The sequence below is a fragment of the Streptomyces sp. NPDC031274 genome, from assembly GCF_055570235.1.
The window spans coordinates 16,835-33,638 of sequence record NZ_JBVIHP010000039.1; the positions used below are offsets into that span (position 1 = coordinate 16,835).

The following is a 16,804-nucleotide window of genomic DNA, read 5'->3' on the forward strand; positions in this document are numbered from 1 at the left end:
GGACGTGTTCGAGGTGGGGGCGTGCAGTGCGAGGGGAGTCGGGGAGCTGGGGGAGTCGGGGGAGCTGGGAGGGGCTGGGCGCGGGGCTGGGGGTCAGCCGGCGGTCCAGCCGCCGTCCAGGGGCAGCGACGCGCCGGTCACGAAGCCGCTGTGCGGGCCGCAGAGCCAGAGCGCGGCGGCGGCGATCTCCTCGGGCTCGATCAGGCGCTTGGCTGCGGAACGACGCAGGAGTACGTCGGTGAGTACCTGCTCGGGGGCGATTCCGTGGGCGGCGGCCTGGGCGCTGATCTGGTCCTCGACGAGGGGCGTACGGGTGTAGCCGGGGCAGAGGCAGTTGCTGGTGACGCCGTGCGTCGCGCCTTCCAGGGCGGTGACCTTGCTCAGGCCCTCCAGGGCGTGCTTGGCGGCGACGTAGGCGGACTTGAAGGGGCTGGCGCGCAGGCCGTGCACGCTGGAGATGTTCACGACGCGGCCCCAGCCCTGGGCGTACATGTGGGGCAGCGTGCGGCGCAGCAGGAGGAACGGCGCGGTGACCATCACCTTCTGGATCAGCTCGAACCGCTCCGGGGGGAACTCCTCGATGGCGGCGACGTGTTGGAGCCCCGCGCTGTTGACGAGGACGTCGACGCGGGTGGGCAGGGTGTGCACCGCCGCCGGATCGGCCAGATCGACGGCGTGGGCCTCGCCGTCGATCTCGCCCGCGACGTCCTTGGCCGCGTCGGCGTGCTGATCCACGACGTGGACGAAGGCACCGGCGTCGGCCAGAGCCACGGCGCAGGCCCGGCCGATGCCGCTCGCGCCGCCCGTGACCAGGGCGGTGCGTCCGGAGAGGTCGGTTCCGGCGGTTCCTACGGGTCCTCCGGGTCCTACGGGCCCTGCAAGTCCGGCGGGTCCTACGTGTCCTACGGGTCCTACATGTCCTCCGGGTCCTGCATGTCCTACGGAACCTGCGGGGGCGTCACCGCGTGGAGTGGGGCTCGTCATGGCCGGAAACGTAAGGGCGCGCGGGGCGGGGATCCCATGTGCAGGACCCACATAACGGGGGAGCGGAGTATGTGGGCGGGTGCGGCGATCCGGGGGTGATCCGGAGTGAGCCGGGTGCGGCGATCCGGGGTGATCCGGAGTGAGCCGGGTGCGGTGGTCTGGGGTGATCCGGAGTGAGCCAGGTGCGGCGATCCGGGGGTGATCCGGAGTGAGCCGGATGCGGCGATCCGGGATGATCCGGAGTGAGCCAGGTGCGGCCCTGGTGACTCAGGTCACGCTCGACGGCTCAAGGCGTGTGCTACCTTGCCAACAGCACGTGTGTACGCCGCCTTCTGTGGCGCCGGTGCAGATCCTCTCTTCTCCGCCTCTTCGAGGCTCCCGCAGTCCCAAAGCTTCCGTATTTCTCGAAGCTCTTGCTGCAGTTCGTTTCTCCGCCCGTCGTACGGGACGTGAACACACCGTTCCGCCGGGCCCCTCATTCGCATGTGCGCGAAAGGACCCCATCATGAGTACCGCAACCCTCCCCCAGAACAAGACCACCCCCACGACCACCCGCACCACAACCACCTCCGCCACAACTACCCGCACCACAGCCACCTCCACCACAACTACCCCCACCGCGACCCCCGTCGTAGCCGTCTCCGGCATCCTCGACGTGAGTCACAACGCCAACGGCCATCTCCGTGCCGGTGATTGCCTCCCCGCCCCGAACGACGTGACCGTCCCCTCCGCGCTCATCCGCCGACTCGGCCTGCGCGCGGGCGACCTGGTCGAGGGAGCCTGCGGCAAGGCCCGCACTCTCACCGACGTCGACCGGGTCAACGGACACTCCGCCGAAGCCCTGAGCAGGCGCGCGCGGTTCGGTGACCTCACCCCGCTGCACCCGCGCGAGCGGCTCAGGCTCGAAACGCCGGGCGTCGGCGGTGGCAGTGTGGCGACCAGGCTCATCGATCTCGTCGCCCCTGTCGGCAAGGGCCAGCGCGGCCTCATCGTCGCGCCGCCGCGCACCGGCAAGACCGTACTGCTCCAGCAGATCGCCGCCGCCGTCAGCGCGAACCACCCCGAGGCGCACCTCATGGTGGTGCTGCTCGACGAACGGCCCGAAGAAGTCACGGACATGAAGCGTTCCGTACGCGGCGAAGTGCTCGCCTCGACCTTCGACCGGCCCGCCAAGCAGCACATCGCCCTGGCCGAACTCGCCGTCGAGCGCGCCAAGCGGCTCACCGAGGAGGGCAGGGACGTCGTCATGCTCTTCGACTCCCTCACCCGGCTCTGCCGCGCGTACAACAACGCGGCGTCCAGCGGTGGCCGCACCCTCTCGGGCGGTGTCGACGCCGCCGCCATCCAGGGCCCCAAGCGCCTCTTCGGTGCCGCGCGGCTCGCGGAGGAGGGCGGGTCCCTGACCATGCTCGCCACCGTGCTCGTGGAGACCGGATCGCGCGCCGACGACTACTACTTCGAAGAGCTCAAGGGCACCGGCAACATGGAGCTCCGCCTCGACCGCGGCATGGCCGAGCGCCGCGTCTTCCCCGCCGTCGACGTCACCCCTTCCGGTACGCGCCGCGATGAACTCCTGGTGCCCGCCGATGAGTTGACCGCCGTACGCGGACTGCGGCGCGCCCTGCACGGCAGGGACCCGCAGAGCAACCTGGAGGCGATCCTCGACCGCCTCCGCAAGACCTCGGACAACGCCGCCTTCCTGCGGCAGGTGCAGCAGACCGTGCCCGGCGCCGGTTCCTCCAAGGTCAACGGCGGCTGAGGATGCCTTCATGGGCGCGTGACGTGCGCTTAAGGGCGCGTGACGTGCACCCGGTACCGGCCCTCCGCGTCGATGTCCGACACCGTGATGCGTACGCCCGTCTTCTTGTCCGTGAAGGTCTGTCCGGGCTCGTAGGTCGCGTCGGAGAGTTCCGCGTGGACGTTCGGCTGGCGCGTGCAGCCGCCGCTGTCCTTCGTGGAGTCGGAGACGCTGATCGGGCCCCGGCCCGTGTCGACCTCCGCGTCCACCCGGTAGATCAGGACGCCGGGCTTGCAGATCGCGTCGTCGTTACCGCCACGGGTGCGCACCTCGACGGCGTACCCCTTGGTCGTGCTCAGCGGCACGAAGGCGAGCTTGGTGCCGCCGTTCGTCGCCAGCGGGCTCAGCGTGTGCTCGGTGGTGCCCGCGTTCGACGCGCAGCTGATCTGATCGTCGTCGAGCCAGCCGAGCTTCCACTTGTGCCAGGCGAGCAGGTCGTTGTTGGCGCCCCAGTCCTCGCTCATGATGTCCCAGTGGCCGACCGCGCCGCCGCCGTCCTGCGTGTAGAGGTCGGGCAGGCCGAAGACGTGGCCGTTCTCGTGCGGGAGCACGCGGTAGCCCGTCTCGCCGTAGTTTCCCGAGCCGTCGTCCTGGCGGCTGTAGACGAAGGACGCGTTGGAGACCGGGACGCCGTCCGCGACGGGCGCCTCGGTGTTGCCCGCGAAGGTCACCGACAGGACCGTGTCGAGCGCGGAAGGGCCCGCGTTCGGCGTGATGAGGATGTTCACCAGGTCGTACTCCCGGAAGTCCACGTCCGGGTCCGCCGCCGCCACTATGTCCCGGACCAGCTCGCGGTAGCCCGGGTCGAAGGGGGCGCCGCGCTCTATCCCGTACTCCTTGAAGCTCTTGGGCATCCGCAGCCAGTCGGAGACCGGCGACTCGGGGCGGTAGTCGAGACGTCCGTAGGAGCTGGTGCGGAACCAGTCCGACGTCTGCGGGAAGAACTCCGCGAGGCGGTCGAGCGCGCTGCCCTCACCGGGGGCGTCGGAGAAGTCGACCATGAGGTTCAGGGCCCGGACGGTGCCCGTGGAGCGGGAGTAGCCGGAAGACGTGGGGACGCCCTCCGACATCTGGACGCCCATCGTGCCGCTGATCATGCACGGGCTGAGTGTCGTCGCGCGGGCCAGGGACACGGGGCCCGCCGCTGTGGGGGACTCCTCCATCAGACGGCCGGTGCTCGCCGATGTGGTGACCGTGAGGGCAAGGACGGCGCAGGTGGCCAGTGCCGCGCCACGTCGGGCTCCGCGTATCTGCCTCCAGGTCGGCTGCTGCATCCATGGGCCTTCCCCTCGCGGCAGCCGCCGGTCCTGGCTGCGTCCTTTCGATCACCCTGTGCCGGTGGGTGCGCGGGCGCTCGCTGGGTGCGACCGATCGTGGGTTTTTCGCGCGCGGAGGGTGTGACGCGGGTCACGGGAAGAAAGTCGGGCGGCGGGAAATATCCGGGGAGTCTTTCCCCGTTTAGACCTGAGTCCGAGCGAAACGGGGAGTGATTCCCCGCATCGCGCAGCAGAGGCTCCGGCGCCGCAGACCGTGCACCGTCCGGAGGCTCGATCACAGACTTCGGTCACTGACTTCGGTCAGAGACTGACTCGGTCACCGACTGACTCGGTCACCGACTGACTCGGTCACCGACTGACTCGGTCAGAAACTGACTTCGGTCAGAGACCGACTTCGATCACAGCTTCGATCACAGACTTGAGGAGAGCCGCCGTGGGTACCGCAACCGCTGAGCAGCGCCGCACGCCCCGCCCGCGGGCCGACGCCCTGCGTAACCGGGAGCGGATCGTCGCCGCCGCACGCGAGATGTTCGTCGAGTTCGGCTCCGATGTGCCGCTCGACGAGGTCGCGCGCCGGGCGGGCGTCGGGAACGCCACGGTCTACCGGCACTTCTCCGACCGTTCCGAACTGGTCCACCAGGTCGTCCTGCTGGTCACCGACCGCGTCTCGGCACACGCCGAGGAGGCGATCGCGGCGGCCGACGCCGACGCGAGCGTCGCGTTCGACGCCCTGCGCCGGTTCGTACATGCTTCCGCCGACGAGCGCATCGGTGCCCTGTGCCCGGTCCTCCAGGCGGCCTTCGACCCTGATCACCCGGATCTGGTCGACGCCCGTGAGCGGCTCGAAGCCGTGATCGGCGGGCTCATGCACAGGGCGCGCGCGGCCGGGCAGCTGCGCACCGACATCGCCGTCGGGGACCTGATGGTCGCCCTCTCACAGCTCACCAGGCCGCTGCCCGGCACTGCGTGCCCGAACATGGACCGTTTCGTCCACCGGCATCTACAGCTGTTCCTCGACGGCCTGATGGCGCCGGCCCGCTCCGAGCTGCCCGGTGAGGCGGCGACCTTGGAGGGCCTTCGCGAGTGCTGAGTCCGGCCTGACCGGCCTGACCTGGCCTCGCTCCTCTTCTCGCTCGACTGACCACGCTCCTCCTCTCTCGGCTCCTCTTCTCTCTCGACTTCTTTTCTCTCTCTCGACTTCGCAGTACGTGGCCGCCCGGCGCGGCATGCGTCGCTTTTCCGTCACTTGTTCACCACTCGTACCGCTAGGTGGCTACTCCCATGTCAGAAACAGATCCCAGGCGCTGGAAAGCGCTGATCTTCATCGCGCTCGCGCAGCTGATGGTCGTGCTCGACGCGACCATCGTGAACATCGCGCTGCCCTCCGCCCAGCAAGACCTGGGCATCTCGGACGGCAACCGTCAGTGGGTCATCACGGCCTACGCCCTGGCCTTCGGTGGTCTGCTGCTCTTCGGTGGTCGCATATCCGACCTCTGGGGCCGCAAGCGCACCTTCGTGACCGGCCTGATCGGTTTCGCCGCTGCCTCCGCGCTCGGCGGCGCCGCGACCGGCGAGGCCATGATGCTGGGCGCCCGCGCCCTGCAGGGTGTGTTCGGCGCGCTGCTCGCGCCCGCCGCCCTCTCGCTGCTCGCCGTGATGTTCACCGATGCCAAGGAGCGCGCCAAGGCGTTCGGCATCTACGGTGCGATCGCCGGTGGCGGTGGCGCCGTCGGCCTCATCCTCGGCGGCTTCCTCACCGAGTACCTGAACTGGCGCTGGACGTTCTTCGTGAACATCCCCTTCGCCGCCGTCGCCGCACTGGGCGCGTACTTCGTCATCCGTGAGCCGGCCGGTGGCCGCAACCGCTCGCCGCTCGACATCCCGGGCGTGGTCCTGTCCACCCTCGGTCTTGTCGCCCTGGTCTACGGCTTCACGCGGGCCGAGTCCGAGGGCTGGTCGGACTCCATGACCATCGGCATGTTCGTCGCCTCGGCCGTCCTGCTCGCCGCGTTCGTCCTCACGGAGTCCAAGGTCAAGTCGCCGCTGCTTCCGCTGCGCGTCCTGACCGAGCGCAACCGTGGCGGCGTCTACATGTCGCTCGGCCTCGCGATCATCGCGATGTTCGGTCTGTTCCTGTTCCTCACGTACTACCTGCAGATCGTCCAGGGCTTCTCGCCGGTCAAGACCGGCTTCGCGTTCCTGCCGATGATCGTCGGCATGATCACGGGCTCCACGCAGATCGGCGCCCGTCTGATGACCCGCGTCCCGCCGCGGCTGCTCATGGGCCCCGGCTTCCTGCTCGCCGCCGGCGGCATGCTGTTCCTGACGCAGCTTGAGGTCAACACCTCGTACGCCGGGGTGATCCTGCCCGGGCAGTTGCTGCTCGGCCTCGGCATGGGTACGGCGTTCATGCCCGCCATGTCGCTCGCCACGCACGGTGTCGAGGCGCGTGACTCCGGTGTCGCCTCCGCGATGGTCAACACCTCGCAGCAGGTCGGCGGCGCCATCGGCACGGCTCTCCTGAACACCATCGCCGCCTCCGCCACCACCGCGTACATCACTTCGCACGCGGCGGGCGCGACGACTCCGGCGGCGCAGAAGCTGCTCCAGGCAGAGGCCATGGTCGAGGGCTACACCAGCGCGATCTGGTGGGCCGTCGGCATCCTGGTGGCCGCTTCCGCGATCGCCTTCACGCTCATCAACACCGGTGCCCAGGGCGGCGCTCCCGCCGCCTCGGGTGACACCGACGGTGTGGTGGAGGACGAGGTGCGGATCCCGGTGGTCGCGCACTGACCCCCGCTTTCTGACAGGGAGGCTCAGCGGAGCCAGGGCAGGTCCGCCCCCGCCCCCTTGGGCTGAAGTCCCTCGGCGACGATCATCATGATCTCGCCGAGGGACTTCTGCTGTTCCGGGGTGAGCCGGTCGAAGAGCGCCTGGCGTACGGCGGTGACATGGCCCGGCGCGGTCCGGCGCAGGACGTCGTAACCGTCCTCGGTGAGGATCGCGAACTGGCCGCGCTTGTCGGAGGGGCAGTCCTCGCGGCGCACCCAGCCGTTCTTCTCGAGGCGCGCGACGGCGTGCGAGAGGCGGGACCGGGTGATCTTGGAGTTCCTGGCGAGTTCCGTCATACGCAGCCGTCGACGCGGGGCGACGGAGAGCTGGACGATAAGTCCGTAGTAGATGTGCGGCATGCCCGCGTCGCGTTGCAACTGGCGATCGAGGTGATCCTCCAGGAGCGTGGTGGCCTGCAAGTACGCGAGCCAGGTGCGCTGTTCCTCGTCGTTGAGCCAGCGCGGTTCCCCCTCGGGGACGTCGGGGACGTCGGGGGAAGAAGTGGGTGCCGTGTCCATGTACTCCACTGTACGCAACCCTTTCTTGAAAGTTAAACAATGTGGGAGTAGGGTCGTCGTCGAATGAAAGCTTGAGAGTTAAAGTAAATCGTTCCTCGCGCATCCCGCGCACGTGACGCGCACGTCACGCGCATGTCAGCACGCCCTGCGCATGTCGGCGCACGTCCTACGCACGTTCTTTGCACGCTCTCGGTTCTCGGAGGAGCCGCCATGACCGCAACCCAGGAGCGCATGCCCGCCCTGTACCTCAGCCACGGCGCACCGCCGCTCGCCGACGACGCGCTCTGGCCGGACCAGCTCCGCGCCTGGTCCGCGGAGCTGCCGCGCCCCAAGGCCATCCTCATGGTCTCCGCCCACTGGGAGGAGGCCCCGCTCGCGCTCGGCACGACGGAGACAGCGCCACTGGTCTACGACTTCTGGGGCTTCCCCGAGCACTACTACCAGGTGACCTACGCCGCTCCCGGCGCCCCTCAACTGGCTGATTCCGTACGCAAACTGCTGCGCGGGGCCGGTACGCCGGTGCAGGACATCCCGGACCGCGGGCTCGACCACGGAGCGTACGTCCCGCTCGTCGAGATGTATCCAGGCGCGGACGTCCCCGTTCTCCAGATCTCCCTGCCGACCCTCGACCCGCGGCGCCTGATGGACATCGGCCGCAAGCTGGCGCCGCTGCGGGACGAGGGCGTGCTGATCGTCGGCAGCGGCTTCTTCACGCACAATCTGGCGGCGCTGAGGCAGGGCGGTACGCCGTCGTGGTCGGTGGAGTTCGACGCGTGGGGGCACGAGGCGCTCGACGCGGGCGATGTGGACGGGCTCCTCGACTTCCGGCACAAGTCTCCGGCGGGCGAGCTCGCGCATCCGCGTACGGAGCACTTCGCGCCCCTGTTCGTGACGCTGGGGGCCGCCGAGGCCGCGGGGGATCTGGGCGGGCAGCGGCAGCGGAGTGTGATCGACGGGTTCTGGATGGGTCTCGCCAAGAGGTCGGTGCAGTTCGGCTGATCCTGTGCGCCGGGTGCGTACGTGCGTGCTGGGTGCGGGTGGTGGCGGGCGGCGCGCCAGTTGTCGCCGGTGATTGACTCGACCGCGCTCGGGTACTCCTCCAGCCTCGGCGCGTACAGCTCAAGCCAGCGGTGGATCCCGCCGGTCAGGCCGCGCGCGAGCGGGGCGTAACGGCCTTGCGGACCAGGTCAGGACCTAGGACGGCGCCTGCGGGGCCTAGGTCCCGCTTGGTGTCTGAGGGCCGAGGGGACGCTCGTACCAGGCGACGTCCCAGTAGCGGCCGAACTTCCGGCCGACCTCGCGGTACGTGCCGACGTGCCGGAAGCCGAAGCGTTCGTGGAGGCGGCCCGACGCGTCGTTCGGCTGGGCGATCCCGGCGTAGGCGCGGTGCAGGTCCTCACCCTCCAGGGCCTCGAAGAGCGTCTTGTAGAGCAAGGTGCCGATGCCACGGCCCGCGGCATCCGGTGCGCAGTAGACGCTGACTTCCACAGAGGTGGCGTACGCGGGCTTCGTTCGGAAAGGACTACTGGTGGCGTATCCGAGGATCGATCCGGGACTCAGGTCGGGGCTCGGCCCGGAACTCGGGCCGGAATCCCGCTCCTGGGCAACCAATAGGCGGTGGGGGCCGTCTTCAGGATGGGAGAGCAGCCAAGGGCGGCGCTCTTCTGGCAAGAAGGCGGCTGTGTCGAACGTGATCGCCGTCTCACGTACATAGTGGTTGTAGATATCGGTCAGAGCCCCGAGATCGGCCTCCGTGCCCGGCCTGACCTGCACCTCTGTACGTTCCGACGGCATCTGACCTCCCTCTGTGGCGGCACAGGGTACTGCAACGTCAGGAAAATAGGTGCGCGGCTTGGGAATTCTGTCCGGATTCCAGTCGTTGTTTCCATCGGAAGCAGGGCACCCGCGAGGGTGTGGTTTCCACCACAGAGGCCCGTGAAAAGGGCCGACCAGGACCTCCACACGCAAGGGAGCACGCATGGCAACCCGTGCCGTCGCCCGTCGTAAGTCCGCCTCCACCGGCGAGACCGACGCGGCACGCAGTGTTCGCGCCGTAGGCGGGGAGATCGCCGACCGCGACCTGGTCGGCATGTACCTCGACGAAATCGCGCGTACGCCGCTCCTCGACGCCGCCAAGGAAGTCGAGCTGTCCCAGATCATCGAGGCCGGTGTGTACGCCCGGAAGATAATCGACGGCGACATCGAGGACTCCGTCCCCGGCGCTTCCGCGTCCCGCGAGGAGCTGGAGGCGCTGGTCGCCGACGGTGAGCGGGCGAAGGACGTCTTCATCCGGTCGAACCTCCGGCTCGTCGTCGCTGTGGCCCGCCGCTACCCGAGGAGCGGTCTGCCCCTCCTCGACCTGATCCAGGAGGGGAACGCGGGCCTGGTGCGCGCGGTCGAGAAGTTCGACTACGCCAAGGGTTTCAAGTTCTCCACGTACGCCACGTGGTGGATCCGCCAGGCCATCACGCGCTCCATAGCCGACCAGTCGCGCACCATCCGTCTCCCCGTCCACCTGGTGGAGGAGCTGGGCCGGATCCGCCGGGTCATGCGCGAGTTCAACCGCAAGAACGGGCGCGACCCGGAGCCGGAAGAGGTCGCCGCGGAGCTCGACACCACGCCGGCGCGTGTGACGGACGTCCTGGACTGGGCGCGTGACCCGGTCTCGCTGAACATGGGCGTGGACGACAGCGGGGACACGCAATTCGGTGACCTGCTCGAGGACACCTCCGCGGTCTCGCCCGAGCAGTCCGTCCTGACCCTGCTGCGCAGCGAGGAACTGGACGACCTGATCGGCCGCCTCGACCAGCGCACGGCCTCCATCATCAAGATGCGGTACGGCATCGAGGACGGCCGCGAGCGGACCCTCACGGAGGTCGGCAAGCAGCATGGGCTGACGCGGGAGCGGATCCGTCAGATAGAGAAGCACGCGTTGCTCGAGCTGAAGAAGATGGCTCGGGACACGGGGTTCGACGCGGCGGCATAGGCCTGAGCGGCCGCCGAAACCGCCCTCTGGCTGAGCCCCGGTGCCATCCCCCCCGGCACCGGGGCTCATTTCTTTGGCCTTGTGGCCGCGTACGGGTGAGGCTTACGGCGCTTCGCGCGGAGGTCTCCCACCCGCCCACTCGTTGACCCGGGGTAATCGGGCGGGTGGGCGGAAAGAATCCGCGCGAAGCGCGGGCCAGGATCCCCGCCCACGGCCTCCGGCCTATGGACTTTCCGCGGACGACGCCCGCGTCAAGCGGGAGCCCAGGTCATGGAGGGCCGCCACAAGCTCGGGCGGCTCGTGGGCCACGAAATCGCAGCCGGTCATGGCCAGGCGGACGGCCATCCAGTCGACGGAGTCCGTCACCGTCGCGCGGAGGCGACACGTGGAGTCCGTCAGGGCCTCCGGCCTGCCGAGCGCCGCCGGGAACTTGGCCGCGATGGCCTCCGCCGGGGCAGCGAACGTCACGTCGATCGCGTACGAGGGCTGCCCCCGCCACATGGACCGGCGGATGTACTCCGCGGCATCCCCCGTGGGCAGCTCGCGCGGCACGAAGCGGGCGCCGGTGGCGAAGGGGGACGACACCCGGTCCACCCGGAACGTGCGCCAGTCGTCGCGGTCGATGTCGTACGCGACCAGATACCAGCGCCGCCCCGTCGACACCAGCCGGTGCGGCTCCGTCAGACGCCGGGACTCCGTACCGTCGCCGGAGCGGTACGCGAAGCGCAGACGTTCCTGACCCGCCGCCGCGGACGCCATGACCGTGAGTGTCTCGGGCGCGATACTGGCGCCGTCACCGCTGGTCAGCGGCGTCGTGGCGATCTGGAGCGCCTGGACGCGATGACGTAGCCGCGAGGGGAGCACCTGCTCCAGCTTCGCCAGGGCCCGGACCGACGCCTCCTCCACCCCCTCCACCGCGTGCCCCGCCCCCGCCCGCAGACCCACGGCGATCGCCACCGCCTCCTCGTCGTCCAGGACGAGCGGCGGCATCGCCTTCCCCGCGACCAGGCGATACCCACCCGTCGCCCCCTGACTCGCCTGCACCGGATAGCCGAGGTCCCGCAGCCGGTCGATGTCGCGCCGCACGGTACGGCGGCTGACGCCGAGCCGGTCGGACAACTCCCCGCCCGGCCACTCGCGCGGGGTCTGGAGGAGGGAGAGGAGCTGCAACAGCCGCGCAGGGGTGTCCGTACCGCCGCCGGACCTCTCCGAAGACCTCTCCGAAGACCTTTCGGAAGACCTTTCGGAAGACCTTTCCGAAGCCGTGTCCGAAGCCGTGCCCGAGGTCGTGTCCGAAGCCGTGCCCGAGGTCGTGTCCGAAGCCGTGCCCGAGGTCGTGCCCGAAGTCGAAGTCATGTCGTTCAGGATGCCGCGCATCTAGGACACAAGCTGGCCTATATGACTTCTAGTCTCCTCCCATGACTTACAGCAGCCCTGCCACAGCACCGACCGGAACGGCGGCGGACGCCGTCACCGACCGGCGCCGCTGGTTCGCCCTCGCCATCGTGATGACCGCGGCGTTCATGGACCTCGTCGACGTCACCATCGTCAACATCGCGATCCCGTCCATCCAGCAGGACGCCGGCGCCTCGTACAGCCAGATCCAGTGGATCACCGCGGGGTACGCACTCGCGTTCGCGGCCGGACTGATCACCGGCGGGCGGCTCGGCGACATCCACGGGCGCAAGCGGATGTTCCTCATAGGCATCGGCGGTTTCACGCTCGCCTCCGCGCTCTGCGGGTTCGCCGCCAACCCGGAGATGCTTGTCGCGTCGCGGATCCTGCAGGGCGGCATGGCCGCGATGATGGTGCCGCAGGTCCTGTCGATCGTGCACGCCACCTTCCCCGCGCACGAGCGGGGCAAGGTCTTCGGGCTCTTCGGGATGATCGTGGGGCTCGGCGCGGTCTCGGGACCGCTGCTCGGCGCGCTGCTCACCCAGGGGAACATCTTCGGCCTCGAATGGCGGCCGATCTTCCTGATCAACCTGCCCGTCGGTATCGCGGGGCTGATCCTGGGGCGCAAGTTCATCAGTGAGTCCAAGGCGCCGAAGGCCCTCAAACTCGACCTCGTCGGCGTCGTCCTCGTCACGCTCGGTCTGCTGATGGTGCTCTACCCGCTCACCCGTGGGCAGGAGTTGGACTGGCCGCTGTGGGGCTACGTCATGATGGCGGGCGGACTCGTCGTCTTCGGCGCGCTCATCGCGTACGAGAAGGCGAAGGCGGCCAAGGACGGTTCGCCGCTGGTGGAGCTGTCCCTGTTCAAGGTGAAGAGCTTCGCGGCGGGCATCGCGGTGCAGACCGTGTTCGGTGTCTCGTTGGGCATCTTCTTCCTGGTCTGGACCCTGTACATGCAGGAGGGCCTCGGCTGGAGCGCGCTGCGTGCGGGCACGACCGGGGTGCCGTTCTCGATCGCGGTCTCGGCGGCGGCCGGTATGTCCGTGCAGAAGCTCGTGCCGCGCTTCGGGCGCAAGGTGCTGCAGGGCGGCGCGCTCATCATGGCCACCGGGGTGCTGCTCTACATCTGGGAGGCCGACCGGTACGGCAAGGACATCGCGTCCTGGCAGATGGCGCTGCCGCTGGTCGTGATGGGCGCCGGCATGGGATTCATCGTCGCGCCCCTGACGGACGCCATCCTCTCCGACGTGCCGCGTGAGCACTCGGGCTCCGCGTCCGGGCTCCTGAACACCGTGCAGCAGATGGGCACGGCGCTCGGACTCGGCCTGGTCTCCGTGGTGTTCTTCGGCGCGATCGACGAGAAGGTCGCGCGGAGTGAGGTGCCCATGGAGATCGTGGGCGCGTTCCAGAACTCGCTGTGGTGGGTCGTCGGCGTGCTCGTGGTCATCTTCCTGCTGATGTTCGCCCTGCCGGGCAAGCCGCGCCAGCACGTCGAGGACGGCGGCGAGGGCGTCGACGAGGACGGCGGCGAGGACGGCGGCGAGGACGCGCACGCCGGGTCGCCGTCCGGTGAACTCCCCGAGCGGGAACCCGCGTTGACCTCCTGAGCCTGAGCCTGAGCCTGGGTCTGGGTCTGGGTCTGGGTCTGGCCTGGGCCTGAGTCGGGCTCTGGAGAGATGCGGGCGGGCCCGGCCCGGGTGGAGCCTAGAGCTCCGCCCGGGCCGCTTTCGCGTCGAGGGACTTGAGTACGGCACCGGGTTTGCCGCCCTTGGTGACGGCGGCCCCGATCTCCTTGCGGATGGTCGCCCGGACCGTCGGCCACGAGCGCAGGCCGACCGGCTGGAACTGAGCCTGCGGCATCTGGTCGATGAACTTCCACAGCGGACGCTGGGCCGCGTCCGCGCGCAGCGCCGACGACGCGGAGCTGGTCACCGGGAGCGCGGCCTGGCCGCCGCCGTACGCCTTCGCCGACTTGCGGCCGTAGAGGTAGCTGAGGAACTTGCCGCACGCGTCGCTGTGGCCGTTCTGTTTGAACGCCATGAGCCAGTCGCTCAGGCCCACCGGCGCCGCCGCCCCGCCTCGGCGGGTGGGGAACGCGGCGTGCGCGTAAGGGAACTTGACCTTGTCGGCGGCGCCCATGAGCACCGGGTGAGCGATCAGCATCCCGATGCCGCCGCGCATGAACTGCTCGTACGCGGCCGTCCTGTTGAGCCCCGCCGGGTCGGTGCCCGCGAGCCCCTTCGCCACGAGTTCGTCCCGTAGCCAGGTCAACGTCCGGACGTTGCTCGCGGTGTGGAAGTCGTAGCCGGTGGCCAGGGCCGCGTAGCCGCCTTCGTCCGCGAGCATCCAGGACAGGGTCTCGTCCTCGGCGGCCTCGGGACCCAGTTGCAGCCCGTACGGCGTCTTCACCCCGATCCCCTTCAACGCCTGTGCCGCCGACCGCAGCTCGTCCCAGGAGGTGGGGGCGCCGCTGATGCCGGCCTGCTTGAAGAGGGCCGTGTTGTAGAAGAGGCGCGGGGTGCTTGCGAGGAAGGGGATGCCGTACTGGACGTGTTTGACCGAGCCCGCCTCGGCGTACGAGCGGGTGAAGTCGGCCTCGGTGCGGATGTCGAAGAGGTCGGACGCGCCGTAGAGCTGGTCGTCCTCGGCGTAGGGGGCGAAGACGTTCGACTGGGCGATGTCGGGGGCGTTGCCGTCCTTCACCCGGCGGGCGAGGGTCCGGTCGAGCTTGTCGAAGGGGACGCGCTCCAGGGCGATCTTGACGGTGGGGTGCGCCTTCTCGAAGGCGGTGACCAGGCCGTCCCACTGGTCGCCGATGGAGGAGCCGACGCTTCTGTCGTAGCTTGCGACGAGGAGTTTGAGGGTGGTGGTGTCGCTGCCGGATGAGCAGGCGCCGAGACCGAGCCCGAGGCCGAGGGTGGAGGCGCCGGTGAGACCGGCCGAGTTGGTCAGGAACTGTCGACGACGCACCGGGTTTGCCACCTTCTTGGACGTACTTGATCTCACTGCGCTGGTGCTGCATTTGTGCTGCGTTGGTGCTGCACTGTTGTTGCATTGATGTGGTGGCAGATTCTGTCACACAGGCATATTGTGCCTGGGCGCCTGTGCGGCCCGCCCGAGTGGTGCGCCTGTCGGGCTGCCTGCCGGTCCGCCTGTAGGCCCGTCTGTCGGTCCGCTGGCATAACCTGCCTCGCATGCCCGCAAGTTCACCCAACTCGCCCGATTCACTCGGCTCTCCCGGCTCTCCCGGCTCTCCCGGCTCGCTCGGTTTGCCCGGCTCGCTCAATGAGCGCCGCAAGGCGGAGACGCGCCTGGACATCGCCCGTACCGCGGCCGCGCTCTTCGTCGAGGACGGGCTGCGGGCCACCCGCGCCGAGGACATCGCCCGCGCGGCGGGCGTCGCGCCCCGCACCTTCTACCGCTACTTCGCCACTAAGGAGGAGGCGGTCGCCCCGCTCTTCGCCGCCGGAGCGCAGCAGTGGGCCGAGGCGGTACGGGGCGCGCCCGCGGATCTCTCCGTGCGGGACGCGCTGCGGCATGCGGCGGCGCGGGCGCTGGTCCCTGACAGCGATGCCGCGCCGGGGGTCGCCATCGGGGACGCGGAAGCGCTGGAGTGGGTGCGGGCGCTGCTGCGGATGACGGGGGAGGGCGCTGCTCTCCGCGCGGTGTGGTCGGATGCCTGTCACGCCTCCGAGGAGACGCTGATCTCCGTGCTGGCCGAGCGGGAGGGGCGCGGGGCGCAGGGGCAGGTGCAGGTTCAGGCGCAGAGGCAGACGCAGGCGCAGGCGCCTTCGCTTGAGCTGCGGCTCGTGGCGGGAGTCGCCAGTGCGGCGGTGCGGGTGGCGGTGGAGACGTGGGCGTTGAGCGACGCCCCGGCCGGGGGTGCGGGTGGGCCCGCGGCCCTGGCGGAACGCTGCATCGAGGCCCTGGAGGGCTTTCGCTGGCCATAGGGCGGTGCGGTGCTGGTTCGGCTGTGGGGGCCGGGCGGGCGGGCGATGCCGACTGCGGGTGCGTGACGGGTGCGTGACGGGTGCGTGGCGGGTGCGTGGCGAGTCCCTGGCGTATGGGTGGGGGTGGGTGGAGCCAGGGCAGAAGTCCGTTTGTGTCTGTTGCAGGCCCGGACGTGTTTACTTTGTCGAAATCCGGCCGTAGTCTCGGAGATAACCCACAAGCTCGGGCATCAGGCGGAGGCAAACGGACATGTACGTACCGGAGCGCCAGCAGGAGATTCTGCGGCTCGCGCGCGACGGCGGACGAGTCGATGTGCTGTCGCTGGCCGAGGAGTTCAAGGTCACCGCCGAGACCATCCGGCGTGACCTCAAGGCCCTGGACCGCGCGGGCCTCGTACGCCGAGTGCACGGCGGCGCCATACCGGCCGGACGCCTCGACTTCGAGCCCGACCTCGCGGAGCGAGAGGGAACGGCGGCCGACGAGAAGGACCGCATCGCGCACGCCGCCCTCGCCGAGCTGCCGGCCGAAGGCAGCGTCATCCTCGACGCGGGCTCGACGGTCGCCCGCCTCGCGGCTTCCCTCCCGCTGGAAGCGACCTTCACCGTCGTCACCCACGGCCTCCCCACCGCCGCCCGCCTCGCCGACCACCCCGGCATCCAGCTCCACCTCATCGGGGGCCGCGTCCGAAGCCGTACGCGCGCAGCCGTCGACGCGTGGGCGCTGCGGGCGTACGGAGAGATCCGCGCGGACGTCCTCTTCGTCGCCGCGAACGGCTTCTCCGCCGAAGCGGGCCTGACCACCCCCGACCTCGCCGAAGCGGCCGTCAAACGCGCGGCGATCGGCGCGGCCCGCCGCGTGGTGCTCCTCGCGGACTCCACCAAGCACGGGCAGGAGCACTTCGCGCGCTTCGGCGGTCTCGACGACGTCGACCTGCTGATCACCGACACCGGGCTCAGCCCCGAGGACGCCGCGGCGATCGAGGCCGGCGGCACGGAGGTGATCCGGGCGTGAGCGGCACGGACGAGAACGCGGACAGCAACAGCAACAGCAACAGCAACAGCAG

At 69.6% G+C, this 16,804-nt stretch carries 15 protein-coding genes; 9 read left to right on the plus strand and 6 right to left on the minus strand.

All coding sequences use genetic code 11. The features are described 5' to 3' along the window. Positions 1–93: 93 nt before the first annotated feature. Positions 94–984 (minus strand): 3-hydroxybutyrate dehydrogenase, encoded by an 891-nt coding sequence (locus ACZ5CR_RS40300; RefSeq protein WP_468867283.1) that lies wholly within the window; start codon positions 982–984, stop codon positions 94–96. A 505-nt stretch (positions 985–1,489) separates the two neighbouring features. Here ACZ5CR_RS40300 and rho point away from each other — a divergent pair. Next, on the plus strand, positions 1,490–2,743 hold the full coding sequence (gene rho, locus ACZ5CR_RS40305) for a transcription termination factor Rho (protein WP_468867285.1): 1,254 nt from the start codon (positions 1,490–1,492) through the stop codon (positions 2,741–2,743). 29 nt (positions 2,744–2,772) lie between these two features. Here the strand turns inward: rho and ACZ5CR_RS40310 are convergent, their stop codons facing one another. Next, positions 2,773–4,056 (minus strand): M6 family metalloprotease domain-containing protein, encoded by a 1,284-nt coding sequence (locus ACZ5CR_RS40310; protein ID WP_468867287.1) that lies wholly within the window; start codon positions 4,054–4,056, stop codon positions 2,773–2,775. Positions 4,057–4,492: 436 nt separating this feature from the next. Here ACZ5CR_RS40310 and ACZ5CR_RS40315 point away from each other — a divergent pair, with 436 nt between their 5' ends. Together ACZ5CR_RS40315 and ACZ5CR_RS40320 are read left to right on the plus strand one after the other, a co-directional pair. After that, complete coding sequence (locus ACZ5CR_RS40315; RefSeq protein WP_468867289.1) at positions 4,493–5,149, plus strand: TetR/AcrR family transcriptional regulator; 657 nt, start codon at positions 4,493–4,495, stop codon at positions 5,147–5,149. A gap of 191 nt (positions 5,150–5,340) precedes the next feature. After that, positions 5,341–6,852 carry an MFS transporter gene (locus tag ACZ5CR_RS40320; protein ID WP_468867291.1) on the plus strand — a complete coding sequence of 504 codons (1,512 nt, stop codon included), beginning with the start codon at positions 5,341–5,343 and terminating at the stop codon, positions 6,850–6,852. Positions 6,853–6,875: 23 nt separating this feature from the next. Here ACZ5CR_RS40320 and ACZ5CR_RS40325 read toward each other — a convergent pair whose 3' ends face one another. Beyond that, on the minus strand, positions 6,876–7,418 hold the full coding sequence (locus tag ACZ5CR_RS40325; protein ID WP_468867293.1) for a MarR family winged helix-turn-helix transcriptional regulator: 543 nt from the start codon (positions 7,416–7,418) through the stop codon (positions 6,876–6,878). A 201-nt stretch (positions 7,419–7,619) separates the two neighbouring features. Between ACZ5CR_RS40325 and ACZ5CR_RS40330 the strand changes: the two genes are divergently transcribed. Then, entirely contained in the window at positions 7,620–8,408 is a 789-nt protein-coding gene (locus tag ACZ5CR_RS40330) for a dioxygenase family protein (RefSeq protein ID WP_468867295.1), read from the plus strand. 216 nt (positions 8,409–8,624) lie between these two features. On the opposite strand, the gene ACZ5CR_RS40335 is transcribed toward ACZ5CR_RS40330, so the two are convergent. Beyond that, a complete protein-coding gene (locus tag ACZ5CR_RS40335; protein WP_468867297.1) occupies positions 8,625–9,203 on the minus strand; it encodes a GNAT family N-acetyltransferase in 579 nt (192 codons plus the stop codon). A 184-nt stretch (positions 9,204–9,387) separates the two neighbouring features. On the opposite strand from ACZ5CR_RS40335, the gene ACZ5CR_RS40340 reads away from it, so the two are divergent. Then, complete coding sequence (locus ACZ5CR_RS40340) at positions 9,388–10,395, plus strand: sigma-70 family RNA polymerase sigma factor (protein ID WP_468867300.1); 1,008 nt, start codon at positions 9,388–9,390, stop codon at positions 10,393–10,395. 222 nt (positions 10,396–10,617) lie between these two features. On the opposite strand, the gene ACZ5CR_RS40345 is transcribed toward ACZ5CR_RS40340, so the two are convergent. Next, positions 10,618–11,568: a helix-turn-helix transcriptional regulator gene (locus ACZ5CR_RS40345; protein ID WP_468867370.1), complete on the minus strand. Its 951-nt coding sequence runs from the start codon at positions 11,566–11,568 to the stop codon at positions 10,618–10,620. Between the two features lie 10 nt (positions 11,569–11,578). Here ACZ5CR_RS40345 and ACZ5CR_RS40350 point away from each other — a divergent pair, with 10 nt between their 5' ends. Both ACZ5CR_RS40350 and ACZ5CR_RS40355 read left to right on the plus strand, forming a co-directional pair. Further along, positions 11,579–11,776: a hypothetical protein gene (locus ACZ5CR_RS40350; protein ID WP_468867382.1), complete on the plus strand. Its 198-nt coding sequence runs from the start codon at positions 11,579–11,581 to the stop codon at positions 11,774–11,776. A 37-nt stretch (positions 11,777–11,813) separates the two neighbouring features. Next, positions 11,814–13,397, plus strand: coding sequence for an MFS transporter (locus ACZ5CR_RS40355; RefSeq protein WP_468867302.1), 1,584 nt, complete (start codon positions 11,814–11,816; stop codon positions 13,395–13,397). Between the two features lie 97 nt (positions 13,398–13,494). Here the strand turns inward: ACZ5CR_RS40355 and ACZ5CR_RS40360 are convergent, their stop codons facing one another. Then, on the minus strand, positions 13,495–14,760 hold the full coding sequence (locus ACZ5CR_RS40360; RefSeq protein ID WP_468867305.1) for an extracellular solute-binding protein: 1,266 nt from the start codon (positions 14,758–14,760) through the stop codon (positions 13,495–13,497). A gap of 224 nt (positions 14,761–14,984) precedes the next feature. Between ACZ5CR_RS40360 and ACZ5CR_RS40365 the strand changes: the two genes are divergently transcribed. Continuing rightward, positions 14,985–15,740: a TetR/AcrR family transcriptional regulator gene (locus tag ACZ5CR_RS40365; protein ID WP_468867307.1), complete on the plus strand. Its 756-nt coding sequence runs from the start codon at positions 14,985–14,987 to the stop codon at positions 15,738–15,740. 250 nt (positions 15,741–15,990) lie between these two features. Continuing rightward, a complete protein-coding gene (locus ACZ5CR_RS40370; protein WP_468867309.1) occupies positions 15,991–16,752 on the plus strand; it encodes a DeoR/GlpR family DNA-binding transcription regulator in 762 nt (253 codons plus the stop codon). The last annotated feature ends 52 nt before the right edge of the window (positions 16,753–16,804 follow it).

Bases quoted from the DNA above. Each gene is read 5' to 3' on its own strand.
- ACZ5CR_RS40370 (WP_468867309.1), top strand. From the start codon at position 15,991: ATGTACGTACCGGAGCGCCAGCAGGAGATTCTGCGGCTCGCGCGCGAC.
- rho (WP_468867285.1), top strand. From the start codon at position 1,490: ATGAGTACCGCAACCCTCCCCCAGAACAAGACCACCCCCACGACCACC.
- ACZ5CR_RS40335 (WP_468867297.1), bottom strand. From the start codon at position 9,203: ATGCCGTCGGAACGTACAGAGGTGCAGGTCAGGCCGGGCACGGAGGCC.
- ACZ5CR_RS40300 (WP_468867283.1), bottom strand. From the start codon at position 984: ATGACGAGCCCCACTCCACGCGGTGACGCCCCCGCAGGTTCCGTAGGA.
- ACZ5CR_RS40340 (WP_468867300.1), top strand. From the start codon at position 9,388: ATGGCAACCCGTGCCGTCGCCCGTCGTAAGTCCGCCTCCACCGGCGAG.
- ACZ5CR_RS40320 (WP_468867291.1), top strand. From the start codon at position 5,341: ATGTCAGAAACAGATCCCAGGCGCTGGAAAGCGCTGATCTTCATCGCG.
- ACZ5CR_RS40310 (WP_468867287.1), bottom strand. From the start codon at position 4,056: ATGCAGCAGCCGACCTGGAGGCAGATACGCGGAGCCCGACGTGGCGCG.
- ACZ5CR_RS40355 (WP_468867302.1), top strand. From the start codon at position 11,814: ATGACTTACAGCAGCCCTGCCACAGCACCGACCGGAACGGCGGCGGAC.
- ACZ5CR_RS40365 (WP_468867307.1), top strand. From the start codon at position 14,985: ATGCCCGCAAGTTCACCCAACTCGCCCGATTCACTCGGCTCTCCCGGC.
- ACZ5CR_RS40330 (WP_468867295.1), top strand. From the start codon at position 7,620: ATGACCGCAACCCAGGAGCGCATGCCCGCCCTGTACCTCAGCCACGGC.